Consider the following 23238-nt stretch of genomic DNA (forward strand, 5'->3'; position numbering starts at 1 on the left):
ACAAAATTGTTCATGACGTTTTTAATTTTGTCTGCTATGCGAAAAAAAACTGATTTGTGATGTTTGTTGGAAAACGATGAGTTGGTTTTAGCAATATTTTTGCATGTTGTGAGGGCTTGATAATTGTAAAAGCTACGCGTGACAAGTGCCATCTTCGCTTATTTAATGGCAATAATTTGTTATTGATGCCCGAATTTTCCGGCAATACCGCCAGCAGGTTGCCAACAATTTTCGGAAGGGAGTTCATATAGTGATGACCGTTGTACTCTACTGCCAGCAGGATGTTGGCTGGTCAGGACACGAACTCTGCTAAGAAGGTGTCATAATGAATGATTCGTTAAAAGCGCAATGTACCGCCGAGTTTCTGGGCACCGGGCTGTTTTTGTTTTTCGGTATCGGCTGCCTGAGCGCGTTAAAGGTAGCGGGAGCAAGCCTCGGATTGTGGGAAATTTGCATTATCTGGGGGCTGGGGATCTCGCTTGCTGTGTATCTGACTTCGGGGATATCCGGCGGGCACCTCAACCCGGCCGTGACCGTCGCTTTATGGCTATTTGCCTGTTTTCCAGGTCGAAAAGTGTTCCCCTACATTGTTGCACAGGTCGCGGGTGCCTTCGGCGGCGCAGTGCTGGCCTATGTGCTTTACAGCACGATGTTTACCGAGTTTGAGGCCGCACACCATATCGCTCGCGGTAGCGTAGAGAGTCTGCAGCTAGCGAGTATTTTCAGCACCTACCCGGCGGCATCGCTGAGCATCTGGCATGCGGCGCTGGTTGAAGTGGTGATTACCTCCATGTTGATGGGCATGATTATGGCGCTGACCGACGATGGCAACGGTGTGCCAAAAGGGCCGCTGGCTCCTCTGCTGATTGGTCTGCTGGTTGCGGTTATTGGTGCATCCACCGGACCGCTGACTGGTTTTGCGATGAATCCGGCACGTGATTTTGGGCCGAAGCTGTTTACATGGATGGCGGGTTGGGGCGATATCGCGATGACCGGCGGCAGAGATATTCCGTACTTTATTGTACCGATTGTTGCACCGTTAATCGGGGCCTGTCTGGGGGCGGCAATCTATCGTTATCTGATTGGTAATAACTTACCGTGCAATACCTGTAAATTAGAGGATTAATGCATTTGCTGAAATAGCTGAAATTTTTCATGAACCGGTATCACGAAGTCGCCCAAAATGTCTCCCACGGATGGGAGACTTTTGCTATCGTATTATTCTTTTATCGTTGGCGGCAAATGATGATGAAAGGAAGTGAATATTAAAGAAATGTTTTATTTATAACAAAAAATTAACTGAGAGGTTTTATCATGATTTCTGCGAGTACACTGAACTCAGAACTCATCAATAAAATCGCACAGGATTTTGCGCAGGCCACCAGTCTGGCCGTTGTGGTTGTCAATATTCACGGTGATGAAATTTCTGAACTGTTTAATTTCACGCCTTTCTGCCAGCTTATGCGTCAACACCCCCAGCACAGCACCCGCTGTCGGATGAGCGACCGCTGCGGTGGCCTGGAAGCTTCAAAAACCGATCAGCTCTGTATCTACCGCTGCCACGCCGGGTTAACCGATTTTTCCATCCCTTTAGTTATTGCCGGACACCTTGTGGGTTTCGTGCTGTGCGGGCAGGTGCGCTTAAGCAATGATGTTGAGCTGGTCGATATTCTCAACGTTGACGACCGCTGGCAGGCCGATCCTGAGCTGGTAAAGGCGTTCCGCGACGTGCCGGAAATGGACTACTCCAGAGTGATCGCTTCCGCCGATTTACTGAAGCTAATCGTCGAAAACTGCCTTAAAAAACAGCTCAACTTTGTGGTGATTAAAGATAACCCGCAGCAGCCTGAACCTGCGCGCGCCAGCCGGGTTGCCAGCCCTCACGACAGTAAAATGAAGAAAGCGCTGCGCTATATCGATGCCCATTTATCCGATGAGCTACGCCTGGAAGATGTTGCCGCCCACGTTTATCTCAGCCCTTACTATTTCAGTAAGCTGTTCAAAAAATATCAGGGGATCGGCTTTAACGCCTGGGTAAATCATCAGCGGATGGTGAGCGCTAAAGAGCTGCTTTGCCACAGCGACTGGAGTATTGCCAGCATTGCACGAAATTTAGGATTTTCGCAAACCAGCTATTTTTGCAAAGTTTTTCGCCAGGCCTATCAGGTGACTCCGCAGGCTTATCGTCAGCAAATTAACGCCAGATCACAAACTGAACCATTTTAAATGACAATATTTTGTTATTGCCGATTTTTGATATCCCCCTGTATCTGGCTCATTATAAAATGAAAAAATCTCATTCAGAGCAATAAATTGTCATAGCGCAACAAAATAATAATGAGGGAACGATAAGCTGCACCAGTTTTTATTTATTTGATGGGATAGAGTGACATCTGAAATTGCTTTCAGGCCGCCGCAGGCGTAATGAAAAGATTTTGCAATTAGATATTAGAGACGACGGAAGCCATCCAGCCTCCGTAAGGTGTTCTAGAAATTATTCGAGTGAGGACTCATCCCGCTCGAGAAAACCGACAGGTGCCAGGGAAGGGGGTGTGAATCCCCCGCAGCCCCCGCTGCTGTGATGCTGACGAACCCATATATACGCTAAATAATTCGCGTTGTAGGAAGGCGGCAAGCGAGTGAATCCCCAGGAGCTTACACAGGTAAGTGACTGGGGTGAACAAGTAAAGCCAACGCACATACAACGTGAAGTATGACGGGTATGACCACTGATCTGCTTACCGGATTGGGAAGGATGGGGAAGGACGACGCTAAGCCAGAAGACCTGCCTGTCGGTGACTACCAACAACTTCGGTGGGAAGTGGGTTGCTTAGATGCGTACAGTCGAAAGACTGGGAATGCTCGCAGCCCTACCACCCGGCACAGGATCGGGGTATGGCAGCCAGGCAGCACGCATTTATTCTCGCAGGTACCGGTAGCGGTTGTGGTAAAACCACCGTTACGCTTGGTTTGCTCAGCCTGTTGAAGCAGCGCGGTATGCGGGTTCAGCCCTGCAAAGTCGGCCCGGATTATCTCGATACCGGCTGGCATACCGCCGTCAGCGGCGTCGCTTCCCGCAACCTCGACAGCTTTATGCTCCCGGAACCGGTTCTCAATGCGCTGTTTTGCGAACAGATGCAGCGGGCGGATATCGCGGTGATCGAAGGCGTCATGGGGCTTTATGACGGCTATGGCACCGACCCGAATTATTGCAGCACCGCCGCGATGGCCAAACAGCTTGGCTGCCCGGTCATTCTACTGGTGGATGGTAAAGCGGTTTCCACCTCCATCGCCGCCACGGTGATGGGATTTCAGCACTTCGACCCCAGCCTGAATATCGCTGGCGTTATCGTCAATCGCGTCAACAGCGATACTCACTATCAGCTACTCAAAAGCGCCATTGAGCGCTACTGCGGGTTGCCGGTTCTCGGCTACGTACCGCGAGTGGAAGGTGTTGCCCTGCCCGAACGGCATTTGGGCCTGGTGACTGCCCGTGAATCGCTGGTGAACCAGCAGCCGTGGCGTGATTTTGCCCAAACGCTGGCGCAAACTCTGGATATTGAACAACTTCTTACCCTCAGCCAGCTTGCTGCTTTACCCGCCGGGGAGTGGCCTGCGCTACCGTCGCCTGACGCCGGAGCAGGCTTGACTCTGGCGCTGGCCGACGACGAGGCCTTCAACTTTTACTACCCGGATAACCTCACCCTGCTTGAACGCTGTGGGGTGAATATTGTGCGTTTCAGCCCGCTGCACGATAGCGCATTGCCGCCATGTCAGATGATTTGGCTCGGCGGTGGCTATCCCGAAATTCACGCCGCCGCGCTGGCGGCCAATACGCCAATGCTGGCGCAGTTGCAGGAGGCGCACCGGCGCGGTGTGGCGATTTACGCCGAATGCGGTGGTCTGATGTATCTCGGTAGCACCCTGGAAGACGCCAGCGGTGAAATTTACCCGATGGCCAATCTTATTCCCGGCCATAGCAAGATGGGCAAACGGCTTACCCGCTTTGGCTACTGCGAGGCGCGGGCGATGCGGCAAACGCTGCTGGCAGCCCCCAGTGAAACCCTACGCGGGCATGAATTCCACTACTCGGATTTCACCCCGGAAACCCCGGCGGTGCTGGCCTGTCGTAAAGTCCGCGATGGCATAACGCTCCAGCAGTGGTCGGGCGGCTGGCAGGTGGGTAATACCTTCGCCAGCTATCTGCACCTGCATTTTGCCCAGCGACCCACGATGCTCAGCTATTGGCTGGCTGCGGCAAGGAGCGCCCTATGACGCTGCTGGCCTGGTGCGTGGCCTGGGTCCTCGATTTTATCATCGGCGACCCGCAGAGCTGGCCGCATCCGGTGCGCTGGATAGGCAACCTGATCGCCGCCGTCCAGCGCAGCGTGCGCCGCTATTGCCACAGCGACTTTGCTTTACGCGTCGGCGGCGGGGTGATGTGGGTCATCGTGGTCGGCCTCACATGGGGTATCTCCTGGGGCGTGCTGACGCTGGCGCAGATGATTCATCCGTGGTTTGGCTGGGTGGTTGAGGTGTGGATGATTTTCACCGTACTGGCCGGGCGTTGCCTGGCGCAGTCGGCGCGGGACGTCGAGCGTCCGCTGCGCGCGGGCGATCTGGCGGAAAGCCGCCTCAAACTCTCATGGATTGTCGGGCGCGATACGTCGCAGCTCGAGCCGCAGCAGATTAACCGCGCGGTGGTCGAGACGGTGGCGGAAAACACCGTTGACGGCATTATCGCGCCGCTCTTCTTTCTACTGCTGGGCGGTGCGCCGCTGGCGATGGCTTATAAAGCGGTCAACACTCTCGACTCGATGGTCGGTTACAAGCATGAAAAATATCGCGCCATCGGTATGGTCAGCGCCCGCCTTGATGATGTCGCCAACTATATCCCCGCCCGCCTGAGCTGGCTGCTTATCAGCCTGGCCGCTTTCCTCTGCCGTGAAGCGGGCGACCGCGCGCTGCGCATCGGCTGGCGCGATCGATACAACCACAGCAGCCCGAACTGCGGCTGGTCGGAAGCCCCCGTGGCCGGAGCGCTCGGCATCTGGCTTGGCGGCCCAAACGATTATTTTGGCCAGCGCGTGGAGAAGCCGTGGATTGGCGACGCGACGCGCGACATTGACGTAGACGATATTTCCCGAACGATTCGACTGATGTGGGTAGCTTCGACCCTGGCGCTGGTGCTGTTTATGGCAGCACGGTACTGGCTGGTCGGCGTGGCCTGAGGACAAATAAATGCACTATATCCAGCAACCACAGGCAATTGAGGCAAAAAGCTTCGACATTATTGGCGAAATCATTGCAGAGACTCGCCCGGACTACCGCTTTGCCAGCCCGCTGCATGAAGCCATTATTAAGCGGGTTATCCACACTACCGCCGATTTTGACTGGCTGGATATTTTGTGGTTTTCGCCCGACGTCCTTGAGCGTCTCAGCGCTGCATTAAGTCAGCCCTGCATTCTGTATACCGACACCACCATGGCGCTCTCCGGGATCAATAAAACTCTGCTGGCGAAATTCGGCGGCGAGTGCCGCTGTTATATCAGCGATCCGCGCGTGGTGGCGGAGGCGAAAGCGCAGGGGATGACTCGCTCAATGGCGGCGGTGGATATCGCAGTGGCCGAAGAGGGCGAGAAGATGTTTGTGTTTGGCAATGCCCCCACCGCGCTGTTTCGTCTGCTTGAGCATGATGTCGTGGTGAACGGTGTGATTGGCGTGCCGGTTGGCTTCGTCGGCGCGGCGGAATCAAAAGAGGCTCTGACGCAGAGCGGCCTGCCGGGTATCGCTGCGTTGGGACGTAAAGGCGGCAGCAACGTCGCCGCTGCCATCGTCAACGCCATTCTGTATCACCTGCAGGGGGCGCGATGAGCGAGCAATCCTTTGATGACCCGGTGTGGCACAACGGCAAGGCGTTGCGTAAAGGCTATACCACCGGCTCCTGCGCGACGGCGGCGGCAAAGGTCGCGGCGCTGATGGTGATGCGCCAACATTTGATTCATCAGGTCTCCATTATTACGCCGTCCGGCGTAACGCTGTGTCTTAACGTCGAGTCGCCGCACGTCGAAGGGCAGCAGGCGATTGCCGCAATCCGTAAAGACGGCGGAGACGATGTTGATGCCACTCACGGGATGCTGATTTTTGCCCGCGTGACGCTTAATGATTCTGCTGAGATTACGCTGCGCGGCGGCGAGGGCGTCGGCACGATAACGCGCAAAGGGATTGGCCTGCCCATCGGCAGCCCGGCGATTAACCGTACTCCGCGCCACACCATTGAGTCAGCGGTGCGTGAAGCGATTGGCCCGTCTCGCGGGGCTGAGGTAGAAATTTTCGCACCGGAAGGCGAAGAGCGGGCGCAGAAAACCTACAACTCGCGGCTCGGAATTTTGGGCGGCATCTCGATTATCGGCACCACCGGGATCGTCACGCCGATGTCGGAGGAGAGCTGGAAGCGTTCGCTGTCGCTGGAGCTGGAGATCAAACGCGCGGCGGGGCTGGAGCGGGTGGTGCTGGTGCCGGGCAACCATGGTGAACGCTTCGTTCGCGAGCAGATGGGGATTGATTCTCAGGTGGTGGTCACCATGAGCAACTTTGTCGGCTACATGATTGAAGAAGCCGTGCGCCTCGGGTTCCGCCAGATTGTGCTGATCGGCCATCCCGGCAAGCTGATTAAAATTGCCGCCGGTATTTTCCACACCCACAGCCATATTGCCGATGCGCGGATGGAAACGCTCGTCGCGCACCTGGCGCTGCTCGGCGCGCCGCTGGAGCTTCTGCGGCTGGTCAGCGAATGCGATACCACCGAAGCGGCGATGGAGCATATCGACGCGTACGGTTTTCAGCATATCTACGACCATCTTGCCGAGCGCATCTGCCTGCGGGTGATGCAGATGCTGCGTTTTACCAAAACGCCGCCCACCTGCGACGCCATCATGTTCTCCTTTGATAACAAGGTTCTCGGCAGCAATCGCCCGGTCGAAGAGATCGCACGGGAGATGTCATGTTAACGGTGGTCGGCATGGGGCCGTCGGGCCTGCATCTGATGACGCCCGCGGCGCGTGAGGCGGTGGCGGCAGCAGATGCCCTGGTTGGCGGCAGGCGGCATTTGCAGCAGTTCCCTGAATTTCACGGCGAGCAGTTTGCGCTGGGCGCCAATATTGCCGAGCTGCTGGAGTGGCTCAGCGAGCGCGAAGCGCAGCAAGTTGTCGTGCTGGCCTCCGGCGACCCGCTGTTTTACGGCATCGGCACGCGGCTGATTGCCCACTTTGGCATCGAACGCGTGCGCATTATCCCCGGTATCAGCGCGGTGCAATACCTGTGCGCCCGCGCCGGAATCGACATGAACAATATCTGGCTGACCAGCAGCCACGGGCGAGAGGTCTCTTTCGATGAGCTGGCTCGCCACAGCAAAGTGGCGATGGTGACCGACGGGCGCTGCGGGCCGCGTGAAATTGCCGCCCAGCTGACGGCGCGGGGAAAAGGGTATCGCTGGATGGTGATTGGCGAAAACCTGGCGATGGATAACGAGCGGATCCACTGGCTACCGGTCAGTGAGGTCGACGGCGAATATGAGATGAATGCGGTGGTGATCCTCGATGAAAGATGAACTTTTTCTGCGCGGCGAGAAAGTGCCGATGACCAAAGAGGCGGTTCGCGCGCTGGCGCTGGCCAAACTTGAACTGCACCGGGCAAGCCACCTGATTGATATCGGCGCCGGTACTGGCAGCGTGTCGATTGAGGCGGCGCTGCAATACCCCTCGCTACAGGTGACGGCGGTTGAGCGCAACCCGGCGGCGCTGCAATTGCTGGACGAAAATCGCCAGCATTTCGCCTGCGGCAACATTGAGATCCTGCCCGGCGAAGCGCCGATGGTGATAACCGAACGGGCCGATGCCATTTTTATGGGCGGCAGCGGCGGCCATCTTGGAGAACTGATTGACTGGTCCTGGCAGCAGCTCTATCCCGGCGGTCGTCTGGTGATGACCTTTATTCTGCAAGAGAACCTGAACGCCGCCCTCGACTACTTGCAACAACGGGGGATCGAACAGGTCGATTGCCTCCAGCTTAACGTTTCGTCGCTGACCCGGCTTGGCAGCGGCCACTATTTCAAACCGAATAATCCCGTTTTTGTTATCGCCTGTCAGAAGGAAGAAAACCATGGCTGAGACATTTGATCCCCGTAGTGTGTGGTTCGTTGGCGCAGGGCCGGGCGATCGTGAGCTGATTACCCTCAAGGGCTACCGATTGCTACAGCAGGCTGAGGTGGTTATCTACGCCGGGTCGCTGATTAACACCGAGTTGCTGGAGTATTGCCCGGCAGGAGCTGAGTGCCACGACAGCGCCGAACTGCATCTGGAGCAAATTCTCGACCTGATGGAGGCGGGCGTAAAAGCCGGGAAAACGGTGGTGCGTTTACAGACCGGAGACGTCTCGCTATACGGCTCGGTCCGCGAGCAGGGCGAAGAGCTGACCAAACGCGGCATCGACTGGCAGGTGGTGCCGGGCGTCAGCGCATTTTTGGGCGCGGCGGCGGAGCTGGGCGTCGAGTACACCGTTCCTGAAGTCTCTCAGAGCCTGATTATCACCCGCCTCGAAGGGCGCACGCCGGTGCCGGAACGCGAGCAGCTTGAATCCTTTGCCAGCCACCAGACCTCGATGGCGATTTATCTCTCGGTGCAGCGCATTCATCGGGTGGCGGAACGCCTGATAGAAGGCGGCTATCCGGCCACCACGCCGGTGGCGGTTATCTATAAAGCGACCTGGCCGGAAAGCCAGACCGTGCGCGGCACGTTGGCCGATATCGGCGACAAGGTCCGCGATGCGGGGATCCGTAAAACGGCGCTCATTCTGGTTGGGAATTTCCTTGGGGATGAGTATCACTACTCAAAACTCTACGCGGCGGACTTTAGCCATGAATACCGTAAAGCCTGAATCTATCGCTCTTTTCTGTCTGACCCCCGGTGGCGTAACGCTGGCGAAACGGCTGGCGGCGATGCTGCCGTTAACCTGTTTTACCAGCGAGAAGCTGCTGGAGGAGGGGTTTCTGCCCTTTGAAAACGGTTTCGCCAACGCCGCGCGCGAGGCCTTCAGCAGCTATTCGGCGCTGATTTTCATCGGCGCGACCGGTATCGCGGTGCGCGTGCTGGCGCCGCTGGTTAATGACAAGTTCAGCGACCCGGCGGTGGTAGTGATTGATGAACGCGGGCAGCACGTCATCAGCTTGCTCTCCGGCCACGCGGGCGGTGCGAATGCGTTGAGCCGCTATCTGGCGGGAATGCTCGGTGCGGACCCGGTGATCACCACCGCCACCGACGTTAACGATATGGCGGCCCTCGATACCCTGGCATTCCAGCTTAATGCGCGAATGACCGACTTCCGCGCGGCGGTGAAAATCGTCAACCAGATGCTGGTCAGCCATCAGCGCGTCGGCCTGTGGTGGGATGAAGAGCTGGATGAAGACGTTAATCACTGCGACCGGCGTGGGTTTATTACCGTCTCTGACCTGAATCAGCTTCCCGAATTGGATGCGCTTATCTGTATCACCTTGCGCAACGAACTGCCGGAGATCGCCATACCGCACTGGAAGCTGGTGCCGCAGCGCGTCGTTGCGGGCATCGGCTGCCGGCGCGATACGCCGTTCCCGCTGTTAGCGGCGCTGCTGGCGCGTCAGCTTGAGGCACAGCGACTCGATCCTCTGGCGCTGAAAGCCATCGGTAGCGTCACGCTGAAGAAACACGAGCAGGGGCTGATCCAGCTGGCCTCCTGCTGCCGCGTGCCGTTTGAAACCTTTACCGCTGACGCGCTGCGTGAGCATGAACACCACTTCCCTGCGTCCTCGTTTGTTCGCCAAACGGTGGGGGTTGGGAGCGTATCGGGTCCGGCGGCGTGGCTGCTGAGCCATGGGCAACTGTTGGGCGAAACCCTGCGCGAACAGGGCGTCACTATTACTTTGGGAGTTTCACACTGATGTTAAGCGTAATCGGAATTGGCCCTGGCTCACAGTCAATGATGACTATGGAAGCGATTGAGGCGTTACAGGCGGCGGAAATCGTCGTCGGTTATAAAACCTACGCCCACCTGGTGAAAGCCTTTACCGGTGATAAGCAGGTGATCAAAACCGGGATGTGCAAAGAGATTGAACGCTGCCAGGCGGCGATTGAGCTGGCGCAGGCCGGGCATAACGTGGCGCTGATTAGCAGCGGCGACGCCGGTATTTACGGCATGGCGGGACTGGTGCTGGAGCTGGTGAGCAAACAGAAACTCGACGTAGAAGTCCGCCTTATTCCAGGGATGACTGCCAGCATCGCCGCCGCCTCGCTGCTGGGCGCGCCGCTGATGCACGACTTCTGTCATATCAGCCTCAGCGACCTGCTGACGCCGTGGCCGGTGATTGAAAAACGCATTATCGCTGCCGGAGAAGCCGACTTCGTTATCTGTTTTTACAACCCGCGCAGCCGCGGCCGCGAAGGGCATCTGGCCCGTGCCTTTGAACTGCTGTCTGCCAGTAAAAGCGCACAAACGCCGGTGGGTGTAGTGAAATCAGCCGGGCGCAAAAAGCAGGAAAAATGGCTGACCACCCTGGGGGAGATGGATTTTGAACCCGTCGATATGACCAGCCTGGTGATCGTAGGCAATAAAGCGACCTATATACAGGATGGCCTGATGATCACTCCGCGAGGCTATGTGCTGTGAGCTACGGCGAGGTGCTGGTCATGGGCGGAACCAGCGACGCGCGGGCGCTATGCCAACAGCTGGACGCGGCGCAGGTCAAATACACCCTGTCGGTGGCAACGCCGACCGGCCAGCAGCTGGCGGGCGATATTCAGGGACAGGTTCGCTGCGGGCGACTTGAGCTGGAGGAGATGATTGCCTGGCTAAAGGCCAACCGTACCCGCTGGGTCATTGACGCTTCGCATCCCTACGCCGAAGTGGTGAGCCGCAACATCATCCGCGCCTGTGAAACCGCTGGCGTGTTGCTCAGCCGCTATCAGCGCCCGGAACAGCTTAGCGACCTGACGCATCCACAGCTTTATACCGTGCAGAGCATCGAAGAAGCCTGCGATGTGGCGCGGGGCTTTGGTCAGCGCGTGCTGCTCACCACGGGAAGCAAAGATCTGGCGCGCTGGCGGGCAGGATTAGGTGAAAAAACGCTGCTAGCTCGCGTGCTACCGGTAGCCGATGTGATTGCCCAGTGCGCCGAACTTGGCTTTGGCGTCGGCGAGATCTTCGCGCTATGCGGGCCGTTCAGCGCCGAGTTTAACGCCGCTTTTTACCGCCAGTGCCGCGCCGACGTGGTGATCACCAAGGCCTCCGGCGCGGAAGGCGGTTATCAGGAAAAAGTACAACCCTGTCTCGATGCCGGTATCCCCTGCATTGTGATTACGCGCCCGGCACCGCTGGTAACGGGTGAAGAGTTACTGGAAAGTCAGGCTGCCTTCGCCCAACGCTTAGCGCGCTGGCTGGCCGCTGCTTAAGGAGTCAGAAATGAAAAAAGCGCTTCTGGTGATCAGTTTTGGCACCAGCTATCCCGACACCTGTGAAAAGAACATTGTCGCCTGCGAGCGTGAGCTGGCGGCCAGCTGTCCTGACCGCGACACGTTTCGCGCCTTTACCTCCGGGATGATTATTCGCAAGCTCAAGCAGCGTGATGGTATCGAGATTGATACGCCGCTGCAGGCTTTGCAGAAGCTCGCCGAACAGGGCTATCAGGATGTGGCGATTCAGTCGCTGCACATCATTAACGGCGATGAATACGAAAAGATCGTCCGCGAAGTGCAGAGCATGCGCCCGCTGTTCGCCCGCTTGACGCTGGGCGCGCCGCTGCTGAGCAGCCATGACGATTATGTCCAACTGATGCAGGCGCTGCGCCAGCAAATGCCGCCGCTTGCTGAGAAAGAAACGGTGGTCTTTATGGGGCACGGTGCCAGTCATCACGCTTTCGCCGCCTACGCCTGCCTGGACCATATGATGACCGCCCAGCGCTTTCCGGCGCGAGTGGGCGCGGTCGAGAGCTATCCGGAAGTCGACATTCTTATCGACAGCCTGGGTCAGCAGGGGGTGACGGGTGTTCACCTGATGCCGTTGATGCTGGTGGCGGGCGATCATGCCATCAACGACATGGCCTCCGATGAAGAGGACTCCTGGAAAACGTTGTTCAACGCTGCCGGTATTCCGGCGACGCCGTGGCTTAGCGGGCTGGGAGAAAATCCGGCGGTGCGCGCGATGTTTGTCGCCCACCTGCAGCAGGCGCTGAATCTGGCAATGGAGGAAGCAGCATGAGCGGCAAACTGTATGCCCTGAGCACCGGGCCGGGCGCGTCCGACCTGATTACCGTTCGCGCGGCGCGCATTCTTGGCAAGCTGGATATTCTCTACGCCCCCGCCGGGCGCAAAGGCGGCGACAGCCTGGCGCTCTCCATCGTGCGTGAATATATCGGCGAACAGACCGAAGTGCGCTGCTGCCATTTCCCGATGAGCGCCGACAGCGCGGAAAAAGAGGCGGTCTGGGACGAGGTCGCCGCCGCGCTGGTGCATGAAGTAGAGGCAGGCAAGCAGGTTGGGTTTATTACCCTCGGCGACGCCATGCTGTTCAGCACCTGGGTGTTCCTACTCCAGCGTATCGGCTGTGCGGACTGGCTGGAGATTGTTCCTGGCGTCACCTCTTTCGCCGCCATTGCCGCGCGTTCAAAAACGCCGCTGGCCATGGAGCAACAGTCGCTGGCGGTGGTCTCCTGCACCGCGCCGGAAGAAGAAATTGAACAGGCGCTGCGCCAGCATGAAAGCCTGGTGCTGATGAAAGTGTATGGCCGCTTTGCGCGTATCAAAGCCCTGCTGGCCAAAAACGGCCTGCTCGATGCCGCGCTGATGATGTCCGAGGCCACGCTGCCCGGCGAACAGTGCTGGCGTCATCTGAATGATGTCAGCGACGAACAGCCGCTGCCCTATTTTTCGACCATCCTGGTGAATAAACAGTGGGAGTATGCAGAATGAAACTTGAACAACAGCTAAAACAGCTGTCTTTCAGCGGGTTAGCTGCGGCGCTATTGCTGATAGTGGTTCCCGAAAAGGCCTTCGCGATGCACATCATGGAGGGATTTTTACCGCCGATGTGGGCCCTGGCATGGTGGCTGCTGTTTCTGCCTTGTCTGTGGTACGGGCTGGTGCGCCTGCGCCGTATCGTGCAGGAAGATAACAATCAGAAGGTGCTGCTGGCGCTGTGCGGAGCGTTTATTTTTGTGCTCTCGGCGCTGAAAATACCTTCCGTCACCGGAAGCTGTTCGCACCCGACCGGCGTTGGCCTGGCGGTCATTCTGTTCGGGCCGGGCGTGGTGGCGATCCTTGGCGCTATCGTGCTGCTGTTCCAGGCGCTGTTGCTGGCGCATGGCGGGCTGACAACGCTCGGCGCGAACGGCATGTCGATGGCGGTAATCGGGCCGATAGTCGGCTATATGGTGTGGAAAATGGCCTGCCGGGCGGGGATTCGCCGCGACGTTGGGGTCTTCCTCTGCGCGATGCTGGCAGATCTGGTGACCTACTTTGTCACCTCCGTGCAGCTTGGCGTGGCCTTCCCGGATCCGACTGCGGGCGCAACCGGCTCGATCGTCAAATTTATGGGGATCTTCTGCCTGACGCAGATCCCGATCGCCATCGCTGAAGGGTTGTTAACCGTCATGATCTACGACCAGTTGACCAAACGTCAGCTGATCACCGCACAGACCGCACAGGGGCATTAACATGAAAAAGACGCTGATATTGTTAGCGATGGTGGTGGCGCTGGTGATCCTGCCGTTCTTTATTAATCACGGCGGGGAATATGGCGGTTCGGACGGCGAGGCTGAGAGCCAGATTCAGGTGGTTGCACCGCACTATGAGCCATGGTTCCAGCCGCTGTACGAACCGGCGAGCGGGGAGATTGAAAGTCTGCTGTTTACCCTCCAGGGCTCTCTTGGCGCGGCGGTGATTTTCTATATTTTGGGTTACAGCAAAGGCAGACAACGCCGTGATGACCGGGTTTGACAGACTAAGCTATCAGAGCCGCTGGTTTCACGTCGCGCCAGAGCGCAAGTTTCTGTTCTGGCTGCTGCTGATGGTGCTGGCCTTTACCCTGCCCCCGCTGGGGCAGGGGATTGAAATGGTGCTGATTGCCGCCTTAACTTGTTGGCTGTTGCGGGTTTCATTATGGCGCTGGTGCCGCTGGATGGCGCTACCGTTCGGCTTCCTGCTGATCGGCGTGCTGACCATTCTGTTTAGCATCAGCCGCGATCCGCATGCTCTGCTGGTGAGCGTTCCGCTGGGAAGCTACTGGCTGGGCATCACGTCAGCGGGGCTGAACACCGCTAATGAGACCTTCTGGCGCAGCCTGGCGGCGCTGGCGTCAACCTTCTGGCTAGTGCTGAACCTGCCGTTCCCGCAGCTGATTTTGCTGCTTAAGCGCGGTCGGGTACCACGACTGTTGACCGAGCAAATCCTGCTGACCTGGCGCTTTATTTTTATTCTGTTGGACGAAGCGCTGGCGATTCACCGTGCGCAAACTTTGCGTTTTGGCTACCGTAGCGTGCCGAAAGGCTATCGCTCGCTGGCGATGTTGGTGGGGTTGCTGTTTACCCGCGTGATGATCCGCTACCAACAAATGAGCACCACGCTGGATATCAAACTGTACCAGGGTGATTTTCACCTCTAAGGATAAGTATGCTTGCCACGACCGATCTCTGGTTTCGCTATCAGGATGAGCCGGTGCTGAAGGGGCTGACGCTGGATTTTTCTCACCATTCCGTGACCGGGCTGGTGGGGGCAAACGGCTGCGGAAAATCCACGCTTTTTATGAACCTGAGCGGCCTGCTGCGCCCGCAAAAAGGGGCGGTGTTGTGGCAAGGGAAGCCGCTGGATTATGGCAAGCGCGGCCTGCTGGCGCTGCGTCAACAGGTGGCGACCGTTTTTCAGGACCCTGACCAGCAGATCTTTTATACCGATATCGACAGCGATATCGCCTTCAGCCTGCGCAACCTGGGCGTTGCGGAAGATGAAGTCGCCCGCCGGGTGGACGATGCGCTGACCCTGGTTGATGCGCAGTCTTTTCGTCAACAGCCGATTCAGTGCCTGAGCCACGGGCAGAAAAAGCGCGTGGCGATCGCCGGAGCGCTGGTGCTGCAGGCACGCTATTTACTGCTTGATGAGCCCACGGCGGGCCTCGATCCCTCCGGGCGCGCGCAGATGATTGACGTCATCAAGCGCATTGTCGATCAAGGCAACCACGTGGTGATCTCCAGCCACGATATCGATCTGATTTATGAAGTCAGCGATGCGGTTTACGTTTTGCGTCGCGGCGAAGTGCTGGCGCACGGTGAACCCGGCGAGGTATTTTCCCGCAGCGAACTCATGACGCAAGCCGGACTCACTCAGCCGTGGCTGGTGAAACTGCATGCGCAGCTGGGACTGCCGCTGTGCAAAACCGAAGGCGAGTTTTTTGAGCGGATGCGAAATCATGCAATGAAGGAGGCGTCATGACGCTGGCAATTATGTTACAGGGCACCGCTTCCGACGTCGGTAAAAGCGTGCTGGTGGCGGGCCTGTGCCGTATTTTTTATCAGGACGGGCAGCGTACCGCGCCGTTTAAATCGCAGAATATGGCGCTCAATTCTGGTATCACGCCGGATGGCAAAGAGATGGGGCGCGCGCAGATTTTCCAGGCCGAAGCGGCGGGAATTACGCCGGATGTGCGCATGAACCCGGTGCTGCTTAAACCGACCAGCGACCGTAAAGCACAGGTGGTGCTGATGGGTAAGGTGGCGACCGATATGGACGCGGTGAGCTATCACGAATACAAGCCGCGCCTGCGCGAGCAGATCCTTTCGGTCTATAACAGCCTGGCCGCTGAGCATGATGTGCTGGTGCTGGAAGGGGCGGGCAGCCCGGCGGAGATCAACCTGCGCGACCGCGACATCGTCAATATGGGCATGGCCGAAATGGCGCAGTGCCCGGTGATCCTCGTGGCGGATATCGACCGCGGCGGCGTCTTCGCCTCCATTTACGGCACCCTCGCGCTTCTGCACGACCATGAACGTGCGCGGGTCAAAGGGGTGATCATTAACAAATTTCGCGGCGACGTGACGCTGCTTTACTCGGGTATCGAGCAGATAGAAGCGCTGACCAACGTCCCGGTGCTCGGCGTGATGCCGTGGCTGGATGTTGATCTCGAAGACGAGGACGGTGTAGCGCTGCAAAAGGGTAAATACCTGCGTACCGACAGGCGCGATATTGAGATTGCCGTGGTTCAGGTGCCGCATATTTCCAACTTTACCGACTTCAACGCGCTGGCGGCGCAGCCGGACGTTCGCGTGCGCTATGTTCGCCAGCCGCAGGAGCTGGCGGGGGTTGATATGGTGATCCTGCCGGGCAGCAAAAATACGCTCGGCGATCTGCTCTGGCTGCGCGAAAGCGGGATGGCGCACGCGGTGCTGCAGGCCCAGCGTCAGGGCGTGCCGGTGCTGGGGATCTGCGGTGGCTATCAGATGCTCGGCGAAACCATTATTGATGAGGTGGAATCGGGGCTTGGCACGCAGCCGGGGCTGGGTTTGCTCAATACCGTAACTTATTTCGCACAGCATAAAACCACGACTCAGGTCACGGCGACGATGGCTCCGGCGCTACCGGCGTGGCTGGCGGCAACGGCAGGACTTGCCGTACGTGGCTATGAAATTCATATGGGCGAGACCGAGCTGCACGACGGCTGCCGCTCGCTGATGCAATTACATAAAAACGGGCTGAGCGTGGCGGACGGCGCGGTGAGCGACGATGGCCTGGCGTTTGGCACCTATCTTCATGGCCTGTTTGATAGCGATGAATTCACCCGCGCGCTGGTTAACGGCCTGCGTCAGCGTAAAGGACTGGCGGCGCTGGATAGCGATTTCGAGTATGCGCAGTACAAATCCCAGCAGTTCGATCTGCTGGCCGACGCGATGCGTCAGCATATCGATATCGGAAAAATCTACGCCATCATGCGTCAACATCAGGAGCCCGTATGCTGACTTTAGTCACCGGCGGGGCGCGCAGCGGTAAAAGTCGCCATGCCGAAGCGCTGATCGCCCACTCGCCGCAGGTGCTGTATATCGCCACGTCACAGATTTTTGATGATGAGATGGCGGCGCGGATCCAGCACCACCGCGACGGCAGGCCTGCGCACTGGCGCACGGCTGAGCGCTGGCAGCAGCTTGATGAGCTGATAACGCCGGATAACCATCCCGAAGAAGCGATTTTGCTGGAATGCATCACCACCATGGTCACCAATCTACTGTTTGCGCTGGGGGGCGACAGCTCGCCGGACGGCTGGGATTACGCGGCGATGGAGCGGGCGATTGACGCCGAAATCGCTGTCCTGATTGCCGCCTGCCAGCGCTGCCCGGCTCAGGTGGTACTGGTGACCAACGAAGTGGGGATGGGGATTGTGCCGGAGAACCGTCTGGCCCGCCATTTCCGCGATATCGCCGGGCGAGTCAACCAGCGCCTTGCGGCGGCGGCGGACGACGTCTGGCTGGTGGTATCGGGCATCGGTGTGAAAATTAAATAAACAGGCGCTCCGTACCGGGAGTTATTCTTCCTGCTGGTTCTGCAGTGAGCCAGCCAATATAACGAGAACCTCTATGCAAAGCTTAACCTCTCTACTGGGCGCGATCCCTGCGCCTGATGAAAGCGCGATGGCGCGCGCCCGGCTTCATATTGACGGCCTGCTCAAGCCGCCGGGAAGCCTTGGACGCCTTGAAGACCTGGCCGTTCAGCTCGCGGGAATGCCCGGTCTTGAAGGTGTGCCTCAGGTGAAAAAGAAAGCGCTGCTGGTGATGTGCGCCGACCACGGCGTGTGGGATGAAGGGGTGGCGATTTCGCCCAAAGTGGTGACCGCGATTCAGGCGGCGAATATGACTCTGGGCAAGACCGGCGTTTGCGTGCTGGCGGCGCAGGCAGGGGCGGAAATGCATGTGATTGACGTCGGGATTGATGCCGAGCTGATTCCTGGCGTTATCAATATGCGCGTGGCGCGTGGTTGCGGAAATATCGCCGTCGGCCCGGCAATGAGCCGTGGTCAGGCCGAAGAGCTGCTGTTGGAGGTGATTCGCTATACCCGTGGGCTGGCGGAAGATGGCGTCACGCTGTTTGGCGTTGGTGAGTTGGGGATGGCGAATACCACCCCGGCGGCGGCGATTGTCAGCGTTCTGACCGGTAGCGATGCGCAAGAAGTGGTGGGGATTGGCGCGAATTTACCGCTGACCAAAGTCGGTAACAAAGTGGAAGTGGTGCGTCGAGCTATCGCCGTTAACCAGCCTGACGCGAATGATGGTCTGGACGTGCTGGCGAAAGTAGGCGGTTTTGATTTATTGGGGATGGCGGGCGTGATGCTGGGCGCGGCTTCCTGTGGATTGCCGGTACTACTCGATGGTTTCCTCTCGTATGCGGCGGCGCTGGCGGCGTGCCGCATTGCGCCGGAAGTGAAACCCTACCTGATACCGTCGCACTATTCGGCAGAGAAGGGCGCGCGCACGGCGCTGATGCATCTGGAGCTGGATCCGTATCTCAATATGGGTATGCGTTTGGGCGAGGGCAGCGGCGCGGCGCTGGCCATGCCAATTGTCGAAGCGGCCTGTGCGATGTACCACGATATGGGCATGCTGGCGGCGAGCAATATTGTTTTGCCGAACAGTTGAGAAGGCGGAGGGGGGCGGCGCAGCGCCGTTCCCTGAATCAGGCATAAGATTTTGCGGATCGCAGAAACAAAAAAACACCCTTGAGGGTGTTTAAAATGTTGGTTGCGGGGGCCGGATTTGAACCGACGACCTTCGGGTTATGAGCCCGACGAGCTACCAGGCTGCTCCACCCCGCGTCACCGTACTACTTATATTGTATTAAATTTTGATTGGTTGCGGGGGCCGGATTTGAACCGACGACCTTCGGGTTATGAGCCCGACGAGCTACCAGGCTGCTCCACCCCGCGTCACCGTACTGCTTGTACTTCATCAAATTTTAATTGGTTGCGGGGGCCAGATTTGAACTGACGACCTTCGGGTTATGAGCCCGACGAGCTACCAGGCTGCTCCACCCCGCGTCCGTGGATGCGCACTATACTCCGCTAACGTTTTGATGCAACCCTTTTTGACATAAATCGTCAATTTTGTAAAAGGTGGTGTATATATAAGCGCTTCCCGTCTGTTTTTTGCGCAAAACTGCTTTTGCGGTGTGTAAGCGCATTTCATTAGCCCTGGGGGTTTGTTATCTTCATCACGCACCCGGGCTTAGCAGCATAAAGAAGAGATACCATGAAAGGACGTTGGGCAAAATACGCAGTAACAGGCGCGATGCTGGCAATGCTGGCCGCCTGTTCCTCAAAACCGACCGATCGCGGTCAGCAGTATAATGAAGGTAAACTCACCCAGCCGTTTTCATTGGTTAACCAACCTGATGCGGTAGGCTCGCCGATTAACGCTGGCGATTTCTCCGAACAGGTGAGTCAGATTCGCAGCGCCTCTCCGCGCCTCTATACCAGCCAGAGCAACGTTTATAATGCGATTCAGGAGTGGCTGCGCTCAGGTGGAGACACCCGCACGCTGAGTCAGTTTGGTCTTGATGCCTGGCAGATGCAGGGCACGGATAATTACGGTAACGTCCAGTTTACCGGCTACTACACGCCGGTGGTGCAGGCGCGCCATACTCGCCAGGGCGAGTTCCAGTATCCGATTTACCGTATGCCGCCCAAGCGTGGCAAGCTGCCCTCCCGCGCCAGCATTTACGCGGGCGCTCTGAGCGACAACTACATCCTCGCCTACAGCAACTCGCTGATGGACAACTTTATCATGGACGTGCAGGGCAGCGGCTATATCGACTTTGGCGACGGCTCGCCGCTGAACTTCTTTAGCTATGCCGGGAAAAACGGCTGGTCGTATTACAGCATCGGTAAAGTGCTAATCGATCGCGGCGAAGTGAAGCGGGAAGATATGTCGATGCAGGCGATCCGCGAATGGGGTGAAAAGCACAGCGAGGCGGAAGTTCGTGAACTGCTGGAGCAGAACCCGTCGTTCGTCTTCTTTAAGCCGCAGTCTTTCGCACCAGTGAAAGGCGCCAGCGCGGTGCCGTTGATTGGCCGCGCCTCGGTCGCCTCCGATCGTTCGATTATTCCACCGGGCACCACGCTGCTGGCGGAAGTGCCATTGCTGGATAATAACGGTAAGTTTAACGGCCAGTACGAGCTGCGCTTAATGGTTGCCCTGGACGTCGGCGGGGCGATTAAGGGCCAGCACTTTGATATTTACCAGGGCATTGGCCCGGATGCTGGACATCGTGCCGGTTGGTATAACCACTATGGCCGCGTGTGGGTGCTGAAAAACGCGCCGGGTGCGGGTAACGTCTTTAGCGGTTAACGCGCTCCAGGCCGATATTTTGTAGCCCGGGTAAGGCGCTTGCGCCGCGACCCGGGAATGCCCACTTATTCTGAGGTTCTATGTCTGTTGTAATCAGCGATGCCTGGCGCCAGCGTTTTGGCGGCACGGCGCGTTTATATGGTGAAAAGGCGCTGCAATGTTTTGCCGACGCACATGTCTGCGTGGTCGGTATCGGCGGCGTAGGTTCCTGGGCGGCGGAAGCGCTGGCAAGAACCGGGATTGGCGCGATTACCCTTATCGATATGGATGATGTCTGCGTGACCAACACCAATCGCCAGGTTCACGCGCTCGGCGGCAACGTCGGGCTGGCGAAAGCCGAGGTGATGGCAGAGCGCATTCGCCTGATCAACCCCGAGTGCCGGGTGACGGTGGTGGATGATTTTGTCACCCCGGAAAACGTCGCGGAGTACCTTGGCGTCGGCTTTAGCTACGTGATTGACGCTATCGACAGCGTGCGCCCGAAAGCGGCGTTAATCGCTTACTGTCGTCGCAATAAGGTTCCGCTGGTGACCACCGGCGGCGCGGGCGGGCAAATTGACCCGACGCAAATTCAGGTCGCCGATCTGGCGAAAACCATCCAGGACCCGCTTGCAGCCAAGCTGCGCGAGCGGCTAAAAAGCCAGTTTGGGGTGGTGAAGAACAGTAAAGGTAAACTGGGCGTGGATTGCGTATTTTCCACCGAGGCGCTGGTTTATCCGCAGGCAGACGGCAGCGTATGTGCGATGAAAAGCACCGCCGAGGGTCCAAAACGGATGGATTGCGCATCCGGATTTGGTGCGGCGACGATGGTGACCGCGACCTTTGGTTTTGTCGCTGTGTCCCATGCATTGAAGAAAATGCTGGCGAAGGCGACGCGGCTGGCGGCGTAAATTCCCGGGTCGCGGCGCAGGCGCCTTACCCGGGCTACAAGACAATTCCTCGGAGGCGGTGCTGCGCACCTGTCCGGGCTACAAAATCGCACCAACCCGTAGCCCGGGCAAGGCGCGTCAAGCGCCGCCCCCGGGGTGAGCTTAACTCTCGCGGGCGGCGGCGAGCACCGCCTCACTCAGGGCGCTGAGCCCCTGGCTGCGCGAGGCGCTCAGCTGGCCGCGCAGTCCCAGCTCATCAAACAGCGTCAGCGGGTCCCGTGCCAGCAGTTCCCCGGCGTTTTTCCCCTCAATGGCGGTTAATAACACCGCCAGCATGCCGCGCACGATGCGGCCTTCGCTATCGCCGAAGAAATGCAGCTTGTTGTCATCATCAACGGCATAGCCGAGCCAGACGCGGTTTTCACACCCGGCAATCTCTTTTGCCTGTGCTTTCAGGTCATCAGGCAGTGCAGGAAGCTGCTTACCCAGTAAAATCAGCTGGCGGTATTTATCTTCCCACTGGCTGAGCGGGGTAAAGGTCTGACGTAAGGCCTCTTCGGTGATGCGGGTACCAAAAGGGTGAGAAGTCGTCATTATTCCACCAGTATTTGCAGAGCGCGGTCAACGGCGTGCACCAGCGCGTAAACATCGTCTTGCGTATTATAAGGTGCGAACGAGGCTCGCAGGGTACCGCTGACGCCAAGCGCCGCCAGTAGCGGCTGGGCGCAGTGCTGACCAGCGCGCAGCGCGATGCCCGATTCCGCCAGCAGCGTGACCATATCGCTATGGTGAACGCCGGCAAAATCAAACGCCAGCAGACTGGAGTCCTGGCAGCGGAAAGACCGAAAGCCCAGGCGTTTCGCCAGTTCGTCTTCTGCCAGCGTCGCCAGCCAGCGGCTCCAGTTTTCCGCCTGCGCGATATCCGTCTCTTCTAGCCACTCCAGCGCCGCGCTCAGGCCAATCACCCCGGCAATATTTGGCGTTCCGGCTTCGAAGCGCCAGGGCGCAGGCTGAGTTTTGAAACCGTCGAAGGTGACTTCCGTAATCATTTTTCCGCCGCCGAGCCAGGGTGACATCTCGGCCAGCAGTTCGCCTTTGCCATATAGCGCGCCGATGCCGGTAGGCCCGTAGAGCTTATGGCCAGAGAAAGCATAAAAATCGATGTTCAGCGCCTGTACGTCCGCCGGGAAATGCACCACGCCCTGCGCGCCGTCAACCATTACCACCATTCCGGCAGCGTGGGCCAGACCAATCGCCAACGCCAGATCCGGACAGCCTCCGGTGACGTTGGACATCTGGCCGATTGCCAGCACCCGGCTACGTGGGGTGATGAGCGCGCCCAGAGCCGCTACGTCCGGCAGGCGATTGCTTGCCAGTGGTAGCTTCACTACCCGCGCGCCGGTTTGCTCCGCGACCATTAGCCACGGAACCAGATTGGCATGATGCTCCGCTTCGCTGACGATAATCTCATCACCCGGCTTCAGGCGCGGACGAACGTAGCTTTGTGCCACCATGTTAATGGCTTCGGTTGTGCCGCGCGTCCAGACGATATCTTTGGCGGAAGAGGCATTGAGCAGCGCCGCCACACGTTCGCGCGCGTTTTCATAGCGTTCGGTGAGCTGCTGGGCCGCGGCGAACTGGCTGCGGTGGACGTTACCGGCGCTGAGGCGATAGAACTGGTCGCTGGCCTCAATGACCGCCAGCGGCTTAAGCGTCGTCGCTGCGCTATCAAGATAGACGCCAGCATCGGCCAGCGCCGGGAACTGGGCGCGAAAATGCACAGGGTTGAATGCGTTCATGGAATTCCTCGTATCGATGCCAGGATCGTCGCGCAATTTCCCTTTCAGGGCAAGGATAGCGATTGGGGGTCAGGGAGAGAATGATGATTTTGAGGCAAAAAAAAGCACCGCGCAGTGCGGTGCTACATTAAATCACTATGGACAGACAGGGTAAATGTACAGGAAGTGA

25 protein-coding genes, 3 tRNA genes and 1 riboswitch are annotated in these 23238 nt (G+C 58.1%); of the genes, 23 read left to right on the top strand and 5 right to left on the bottom strand.

Annotated elements, in window-relative coordinates:
- Positions 1 to 325: 325 nt before the first annotated feature.
- The 21 genes from pduF (at position 326) to cobT (ending at position 18694) form a co-directional block, all read left to right on the top strand.
- On the top strand, positions 326 to 1126 hold the full coding sequence (pduF, locus tag FN082_RS26895) for a propanediol diffusion facilitator PduF (RefSeq protein ID WP_139540137.1): 801 nt from the start codon (positions 326 to 328) through the stop codon (positions 1124 to 1126).
- A 188-nt stretch (positions 1127 to 1314) separates the two neighbouring features.
- Entirely contained in the window at positions 1315 to 2226 is a 912-nt protein-coding gene (gene pocR / locus FN082_RS26900) for a transcriptional regulator PocR (protein ID WP_139540136.1), read from the top strand.
- Between the two features lie 290 nt (positions 2227 to 2516).
- Positions 2517 to 2807: riboswitch (cobalamin riboswitch) on the top strand.
- An 88-nt stretch (positions 2808 to 2895) separates the two neighbouring features.
- Complete coding sequence (locus FN082_RS26905; protein WP_142982682.1) at positions 2896 to 4275, top strand: cobyrinate a,c-diamide synthase; 1380 nt, start codon at positions 2896 to 2898, stop codon at positions 4273 to 4275.
- Positions 4272 to 5231, top strand: coding sequence for an adenosylcobinamide-phosphate synthase CbiB (gene cbiB / locus FN082_RS26910; protein WP_142982683.1), 960 nt, complete (start codon positions 4272 to 4274; stop codon positions 5229 to 5231). Before FN082_RS26905 ends, cbiB begins: the two co-directional genes overlap by 4 nt.
- A gap of 10 nt (positions 5232 to 5241) precedes the next feature.
- Positions 5242 to 5874, top strand: coding sequence for a cobalt-precorrin-8 methylmutase (locus FN082_RS26915; RefSeq protein ID WP_139540133.1), 633 nt, complete (start codon positions 5242 to 5244; stop codon positions 5872 to 5874).
- Positions 5871 to 7010 carry a cobalt-precorrin-5B (C(1))-methyltransferase CbiD gene (cbiD, locus tag FN082_RS26920; protein ID WP_142465135.1) on the top strand — a complete coding sequence of 380 codons (1140 nt, stop codon included), beginning with the start codon at positions 5871 to 5873 and terminating at the stop codon, positions 7008 to 7010. Before FN082_RS26915 ends, cbiD begins: the two co-directional genes overlap by 4 nt.
- A complete protein-coding gene (locus FN082_RS26925) occupies positions 7004 to 7609 on the top strand; it encodes a cobalt-precorrin-7 (C(5))-methyltransferase (protein ID WP_139540131.1) in 606 nt (201 codons plus the stop codon). The genes cbiD and FN082_RS26925 overlap by 7 nt, the downstream gene beginning before the upstream one ends.
- Positions 7599 to 8168 carry a decarboxylating cobalt-precorrin-6B (C(15))-methyltransferase gene (locus FN082_RS26930; protein WP_139540130.1) on the top strand — a complete coding sequence of 190 codons (570 nt, stop codon included), beginning with the start codon at positions 7599 to 7601 and terminating at the stop codon, positions 8166 to 8168. Before FN082_RS26925 ends, FN082_RS26930 begins: the two co-directional genes overlap by 11 nt.
- Positions 8161 to 8934: a cobalt-precorrin-4 methyltransferase gene (locus FN082_RS26935; protein WP_139540129.1), complete on the top strand. Its 774-nt coding sequence runs from the start codon at positions 8161 to 8163 to the stop codon at positions 8932 to 8934. The genes FN082_RS26930 and FN082_RS26935 overlap by 8 nt, the downstream gene beginning before the upstream one ends.
- Positions 8915 to 9970, top strand: a complete 1056-nt coding sequence (cbiG, locus tag FN082_RS26940; RefSeq protein ID WP_142982684.1) for a cobalt-precorrin 5A hydrolase — start codon at positions 8915 to 8917, stop codon at positions 9968 to 9970. Before FN082_RS26935 ends, cbiG begins: the two co-directional genes overlap by 20 nt.
- Positions 9970 to 10695: a precorrin-3B C(17)-methyltransferase gene (locus FN082_RS26945; RefSeq protein WP_142982685.1), complete on the top strand. Its 726-nt coding sequence runs from the start codon at positions 9970 to 9972 to the stop codon at positions 10693 to 10695. The genes cbiG and FN082_RS26945 overlap by 1 nt, the downstream gene beginning before the upstream one ends.
- Complete coding sequence (locus tag FN082_RS26950; protein ID WP_139540126.1) at positions 10692 to 11477, top strand: cobalt-precorrin-6A reductase; 786 nt, start codon at positions 10692 to 10694, stop codon at positions 11475 to 11477. The genes FN082_RS26945 and FN082_RS26950 overlap by 4 nt, the downstream gene beginning before the upstream one ends.
- Before the next feature lie 10 nt (positions 11478 to 11487).
- On the top strand, positions 11488 to 12282 hold the full coding sequence (gene cbiK / locus FN082_RS26955; protein ID WP_142982686.1) for a sirohydrochlorin cobaltochelatase: 795 nt from the start codon (positions 11488 to 11490) through the stop codon (positions 12280 to 12282).
- On the top strand, positions 12279 to 12992 hold the full coding sequence (locus FN082_RS26960; protein WP_142463328.1) for a cobalt-factor II C(20)-methyltransferase: 714 nt from the start codon (positions 12279 to 12281) through the stop codon (positions 12990 to 12992). The genes cbiK and FN082_RS26960 overlap by 4 nt, the downstream gene beginning before the upstream one ends.
- Positions 12989 to 13735, top strand: coding sequence for a cobalt ECF transporter S component CbiM (gene cbiM / locus FN082_RS26965; RefSeq protein ID WP_142982687.1), 747 nt, complete (start codon positions 12989 to 12991; stop codon positions 13733 to 13735). The genes FN082_RS26960 and cbiM overlap by 4 nt, the downstream gene beginning before the upstream one ends.
- A gap of 1 nt (position 13736) precedes the next feature.
- Complete coding sequence (locus FN082_RS26970; RefSeq protein ID WP_110275911.1) at positions 13737 to 14018, top strand: energy-coupling factor ABC transporter substrate-binding protein; 282 nt, start codon at positions 13737 to 13739, stop codon at positions 14016 to 14018.
- Entirely contained in the window at positions 14005 to 14682 is a 678-nt protein-coding gene (locus FN082_RS26975; RefSeq protein ID WP_142982688.1) for an energy-coupling factor ABC transporter transmembrane protein, read from the top strand. The genes FN082_RS26970 and FN082_RS26975 overlap by 14 nt, the downstream gene beginning before the upstream one ends.
- Positions 14683 to 14690: 8 nt before the next feature.
- Positions 14691 to 15506, top strand: coding sequence for an energy-coupling factor ABC transporter ATP-binding protein (locus FN082_RS26980; RefSeq protein WP_139540123.1), 816 nt, complete (start codon positions 14691 to 14693; stop codon positions 15504 to 15506).
- Positions 15503 to 17026, top strand: coding sequence for a cobyric acid synthase (locus FN082_RS26985; protein ID WP_142982689.1), 1524 nt, complete (start codon positions 15503 to 15505; stop codon positions 17024 to 17026). Before FN082_RS26980 ends, FN082_RS26985 begins: the two co-directional genes overlap by 4 nt.
- Positions 17020 to 17565, top strand: a complete 546-nt coding sequence (gene cobU, locus FN082_RS26990; RefSeq protein ID WP_142982690.1) for a bifunctional adenosylcobinamide kinase/adenosylcobinamide-phosphate guanylyltransferase — start codon at positions 17020 to 17022, stop codon at positions 17563 to 17565. The genes FN082_RS26985 and cobU overlap by 7 nt, the downstream gene beginning before the upstream one ends.
- Before the next feature lie 73 nt (positions 17566 to 17638).
- Entirely contained in the window at positions 17639 to 18694 is a 1056-nt protein-coding gene (gene cobT / locus FN082_RS26995) for a nicotinate-nucleotide--dimethylbenzimidazole phosphoribosyltransferase (protein WP_142982691.1), read from the top strand.
- 99 nt (positions 18695 to 18793) lie between these two features.
- Here the strand turns inward: cobT and FN082_RS27000 are convergent.
- The 3 genes from FN082_RS27000 to FN082_RS27010 form a co-directional block, all read right to left on the bottom strand.
- Positions 18794 to 18870: transfer RNA gene (locus FN082_RS27000), tRNA-Met, on the bottom strand.
- Between the two features lie 34 nt (positions 18871 to 18904).
- Positions 18905 to 18981 (bottom strand) — tRNA-Met (locus FN082_RS27005).
- A gap of 34 nt (positions 18982 to 19015) precedes the next feature.
- A tRNA-Met gene (locus FN082_RS27010) sits at positions 19016 to 19092 on the bottom strand.
- Positions 19093 to 19303: 211 nt separating this feature from the next.
- On the opposite strand from FN082_RS27010, the gene mltA reads away from it, so the two are divergent.
- On the top strand, positions 19304 to 20401 hold the full coding sequence (gene mltA, locus FN082_RS27015) for a murein transglycosylase A (RefSeq protein ID WP_142982692.1): 1098 nt from the start codon (positions 19304 to 19306) through the stop codon (positions 20399 to 20401).
- 80 nt (positions 20402 to 20481) lie between these two features.
- Positions 20482 to 21291, top strand: coding sequence for a tRNA cyclic N6-threonylcarbamoyladenosine(37) synthase TcdA (gene tcdA, locus FN082_RS27020; RefSeq protein ID WP_142982693.1), 810 nt, complete (start codon positions 20482 to 20484; stop codon positions 21289 to 21291).
- A 141-nt stretch (positions 21292 to 21432) separates the two neighbouring features.
- On the opposite strand, the gene csdE is transcribed toward tcdA, so the two are convergent.
- Both csdE and csdA read right to left on the bottom strand, forming a co-directional pair.
- Entirely contained in the window at positions 21433 to 21864 is a 432-nt protein-coding gene (csdE, locus tag FN082_RS27025) for a cysteine desulfurase sulfur acceptor subunit CsdE (protein ID WP_142982694.1), read from the bottom strand.
- Entirely contained in the window at positions 21864 to 23069 is a 1206-nt protein-coding gene (gene csdA, locus FN082_RS27030; RefSeq protein ID WP_142982695.1) for a cysteine desulfurase CsdA, read from the bottom strand. Before csdA ends, csdE begins: the two co-directional genes overlap by 1 nt.
- Positions 23070 to 23238 lie beyond the last annotated feature (169 nt).

It is taken from the genome of Klebsiella spallanzanii, from assembly GCF_902158555.1.
GTDB lineage: Bacteria > Pseudomonadota > Gammaproteobacteria > Enterobacterales > Enterobacteriaceae > Klebsiella > Klebsiella spallanzanii.

Coding starts and splice junctions, on each gene's coding strand:
- pduF (WP_139540137.1), top strand. CDS start 326: ATGAATGATTCGTTAAAAGCGCAATGTACCGCCGAGTTTCTGGGCACC.
- pocR (WP_139540136.1), top strand. CDS start 1,315: ATGATTTCTGCGAGTACACTGAACTCAGAACTCATCAATAAAATCGCA.
- FN082_RS26905 (WP_142982682.1), top strand. CDS start 2,896: ATGGCAGCCAGGCAGCACGCATTTATTCTCGCAGGTACCGGTAGCGGT.
- cbiB (WP_142982683.1), top strand. CDS start 4,272: ATGACGCTGCTGGCCTGGTGCGTGGCCTGGGTCCTCGATTTTATCATC.
- FN082_RS26915 (WP_139540133.1), top strand. CDS start 5,242: ATGCACTATATCCAGCAACCACAGGCAATTGAGGCAAAAAGCTTCGAC.
- cbiD (WP_142465135.1), top strand. CDS start 5,871: ATGAGCGAGCAATCCTTTGATGACCCGGTGTGGCACAACGGCAAGGCG.
- FN082_RS26925 (WP_139540131.1), top strand. CDS start 7,004: ATGTTAACGGTGGTCGGCATGGGGCCGTCGGGCCTGCATCTGATGACG.
- FN082_RS26930 (WP_139540130.1), top strand. CDS start 7,599: ATGAAAGATGAACTTTTTCTGCGCGGCGAGAAAGTGCCGATGACCAAA.
- FN082_RS26935 (WP_139540129.1), top strand. CDS start 8,161: ATGGCTGAGACATTTGATCCCCGTAGTGTGTGGTTCGTTGGCGCAGGG.
- cbiG (WP_142982684.1), top strand. CDS start 8,915: ATGAATACCGTAAAGCCTGAATCTATCGCTCTTTTCTGTCTGACCCCC.
- FN082_RS26945 (WP_142982685.1), top strand. CDS start 9,970: ATGTTAAGCGTAATCGGAATTGGCCCTGGCTCACAGTCAATGATGACT.
- cbiK (WP_142982686.1), top strand. CDS start 11,488: ATGAAAAAAGCGCTTCTGGTGATCAGTTTTGGCACCAGCTATCCCGAC.
- FN082_RS26960 (WP_142463328.1), top strand. CDS start 12,279: ATGAGCGGCAAACTGTATGCCCTGAGCACCGGGCCGGGCGCGTCCGAC.
- cbiM (WP_142982687.1), top strand. CDS start 12,989: ATGAAACTTGAACAACAGCTAAAACAGCTGTCTTTCAGCGGGTTAGCT.
- FN082_RS26970 (WP_110275911.1), top strand. CDS start 13,737: ATGAAAAAGACGCTGATATTGTTAGCGATGGTGGTGGCGCTGGTGATC.
- FN082_RS26975 (WP_142982688.1), top strand. CDS start 14,005: ATGACCGGGTTTGACAGACTAAGCTATCAGAGCCGCTGGTTTCACGTC.
- FN082_RS26980 (WP_139540123.1), top strand. CDS start 14,691: ATGCTTGCCACGACCGATCTCTGGTTTCGCTATCAGGATGAGCCGGTG.
- FN082_RS26985 (WP_142982689.1), top strand. CDS start 15,503: ATGACGCTGGCAATTATGTTACAGGGCACCGCTTCCGACGTCGGTAAA.
- cobU (WP_142982690.1), top strand. CDS start 17,020: ATGCTGACTTTAGTCACCGGCGGGGCGCGCAGCGGTAAAAGTCGCCAT.
- cobT (WP_142982691.1), top strand. CDS start 17,639: ATGCAAAGCTTAACCTCTCTACTGGGCGCGATCCCTGCGCCTGATGAA.
- mltA (WP_142982692.1), top strand. CDS start 19,304: ATGAAAGGACGTTGGGCAAAATACGCAGTAACAGGCGCGATGCTGGCA.
- tcdA (WP_142982693.1), top strand. CDS start 20,482: ATGTCTGTTGTAATCAGCGATGCCTGGCGCCAGCGTTTTGGCGGCACG.
- csdE (WP_142982694.1), bottom strand. CDS start 21,864: ATGACGACTTCTCACCCTTTTGGTACCCGCATCACCGAAGAGGCCTTA.
- csdA (WP_142982695.1), bottom strand. CDS start 23,069: ATGAACGCATTCAACCCTGTGCATTTTCGCGCCCAGTTCCCGGCGCTG.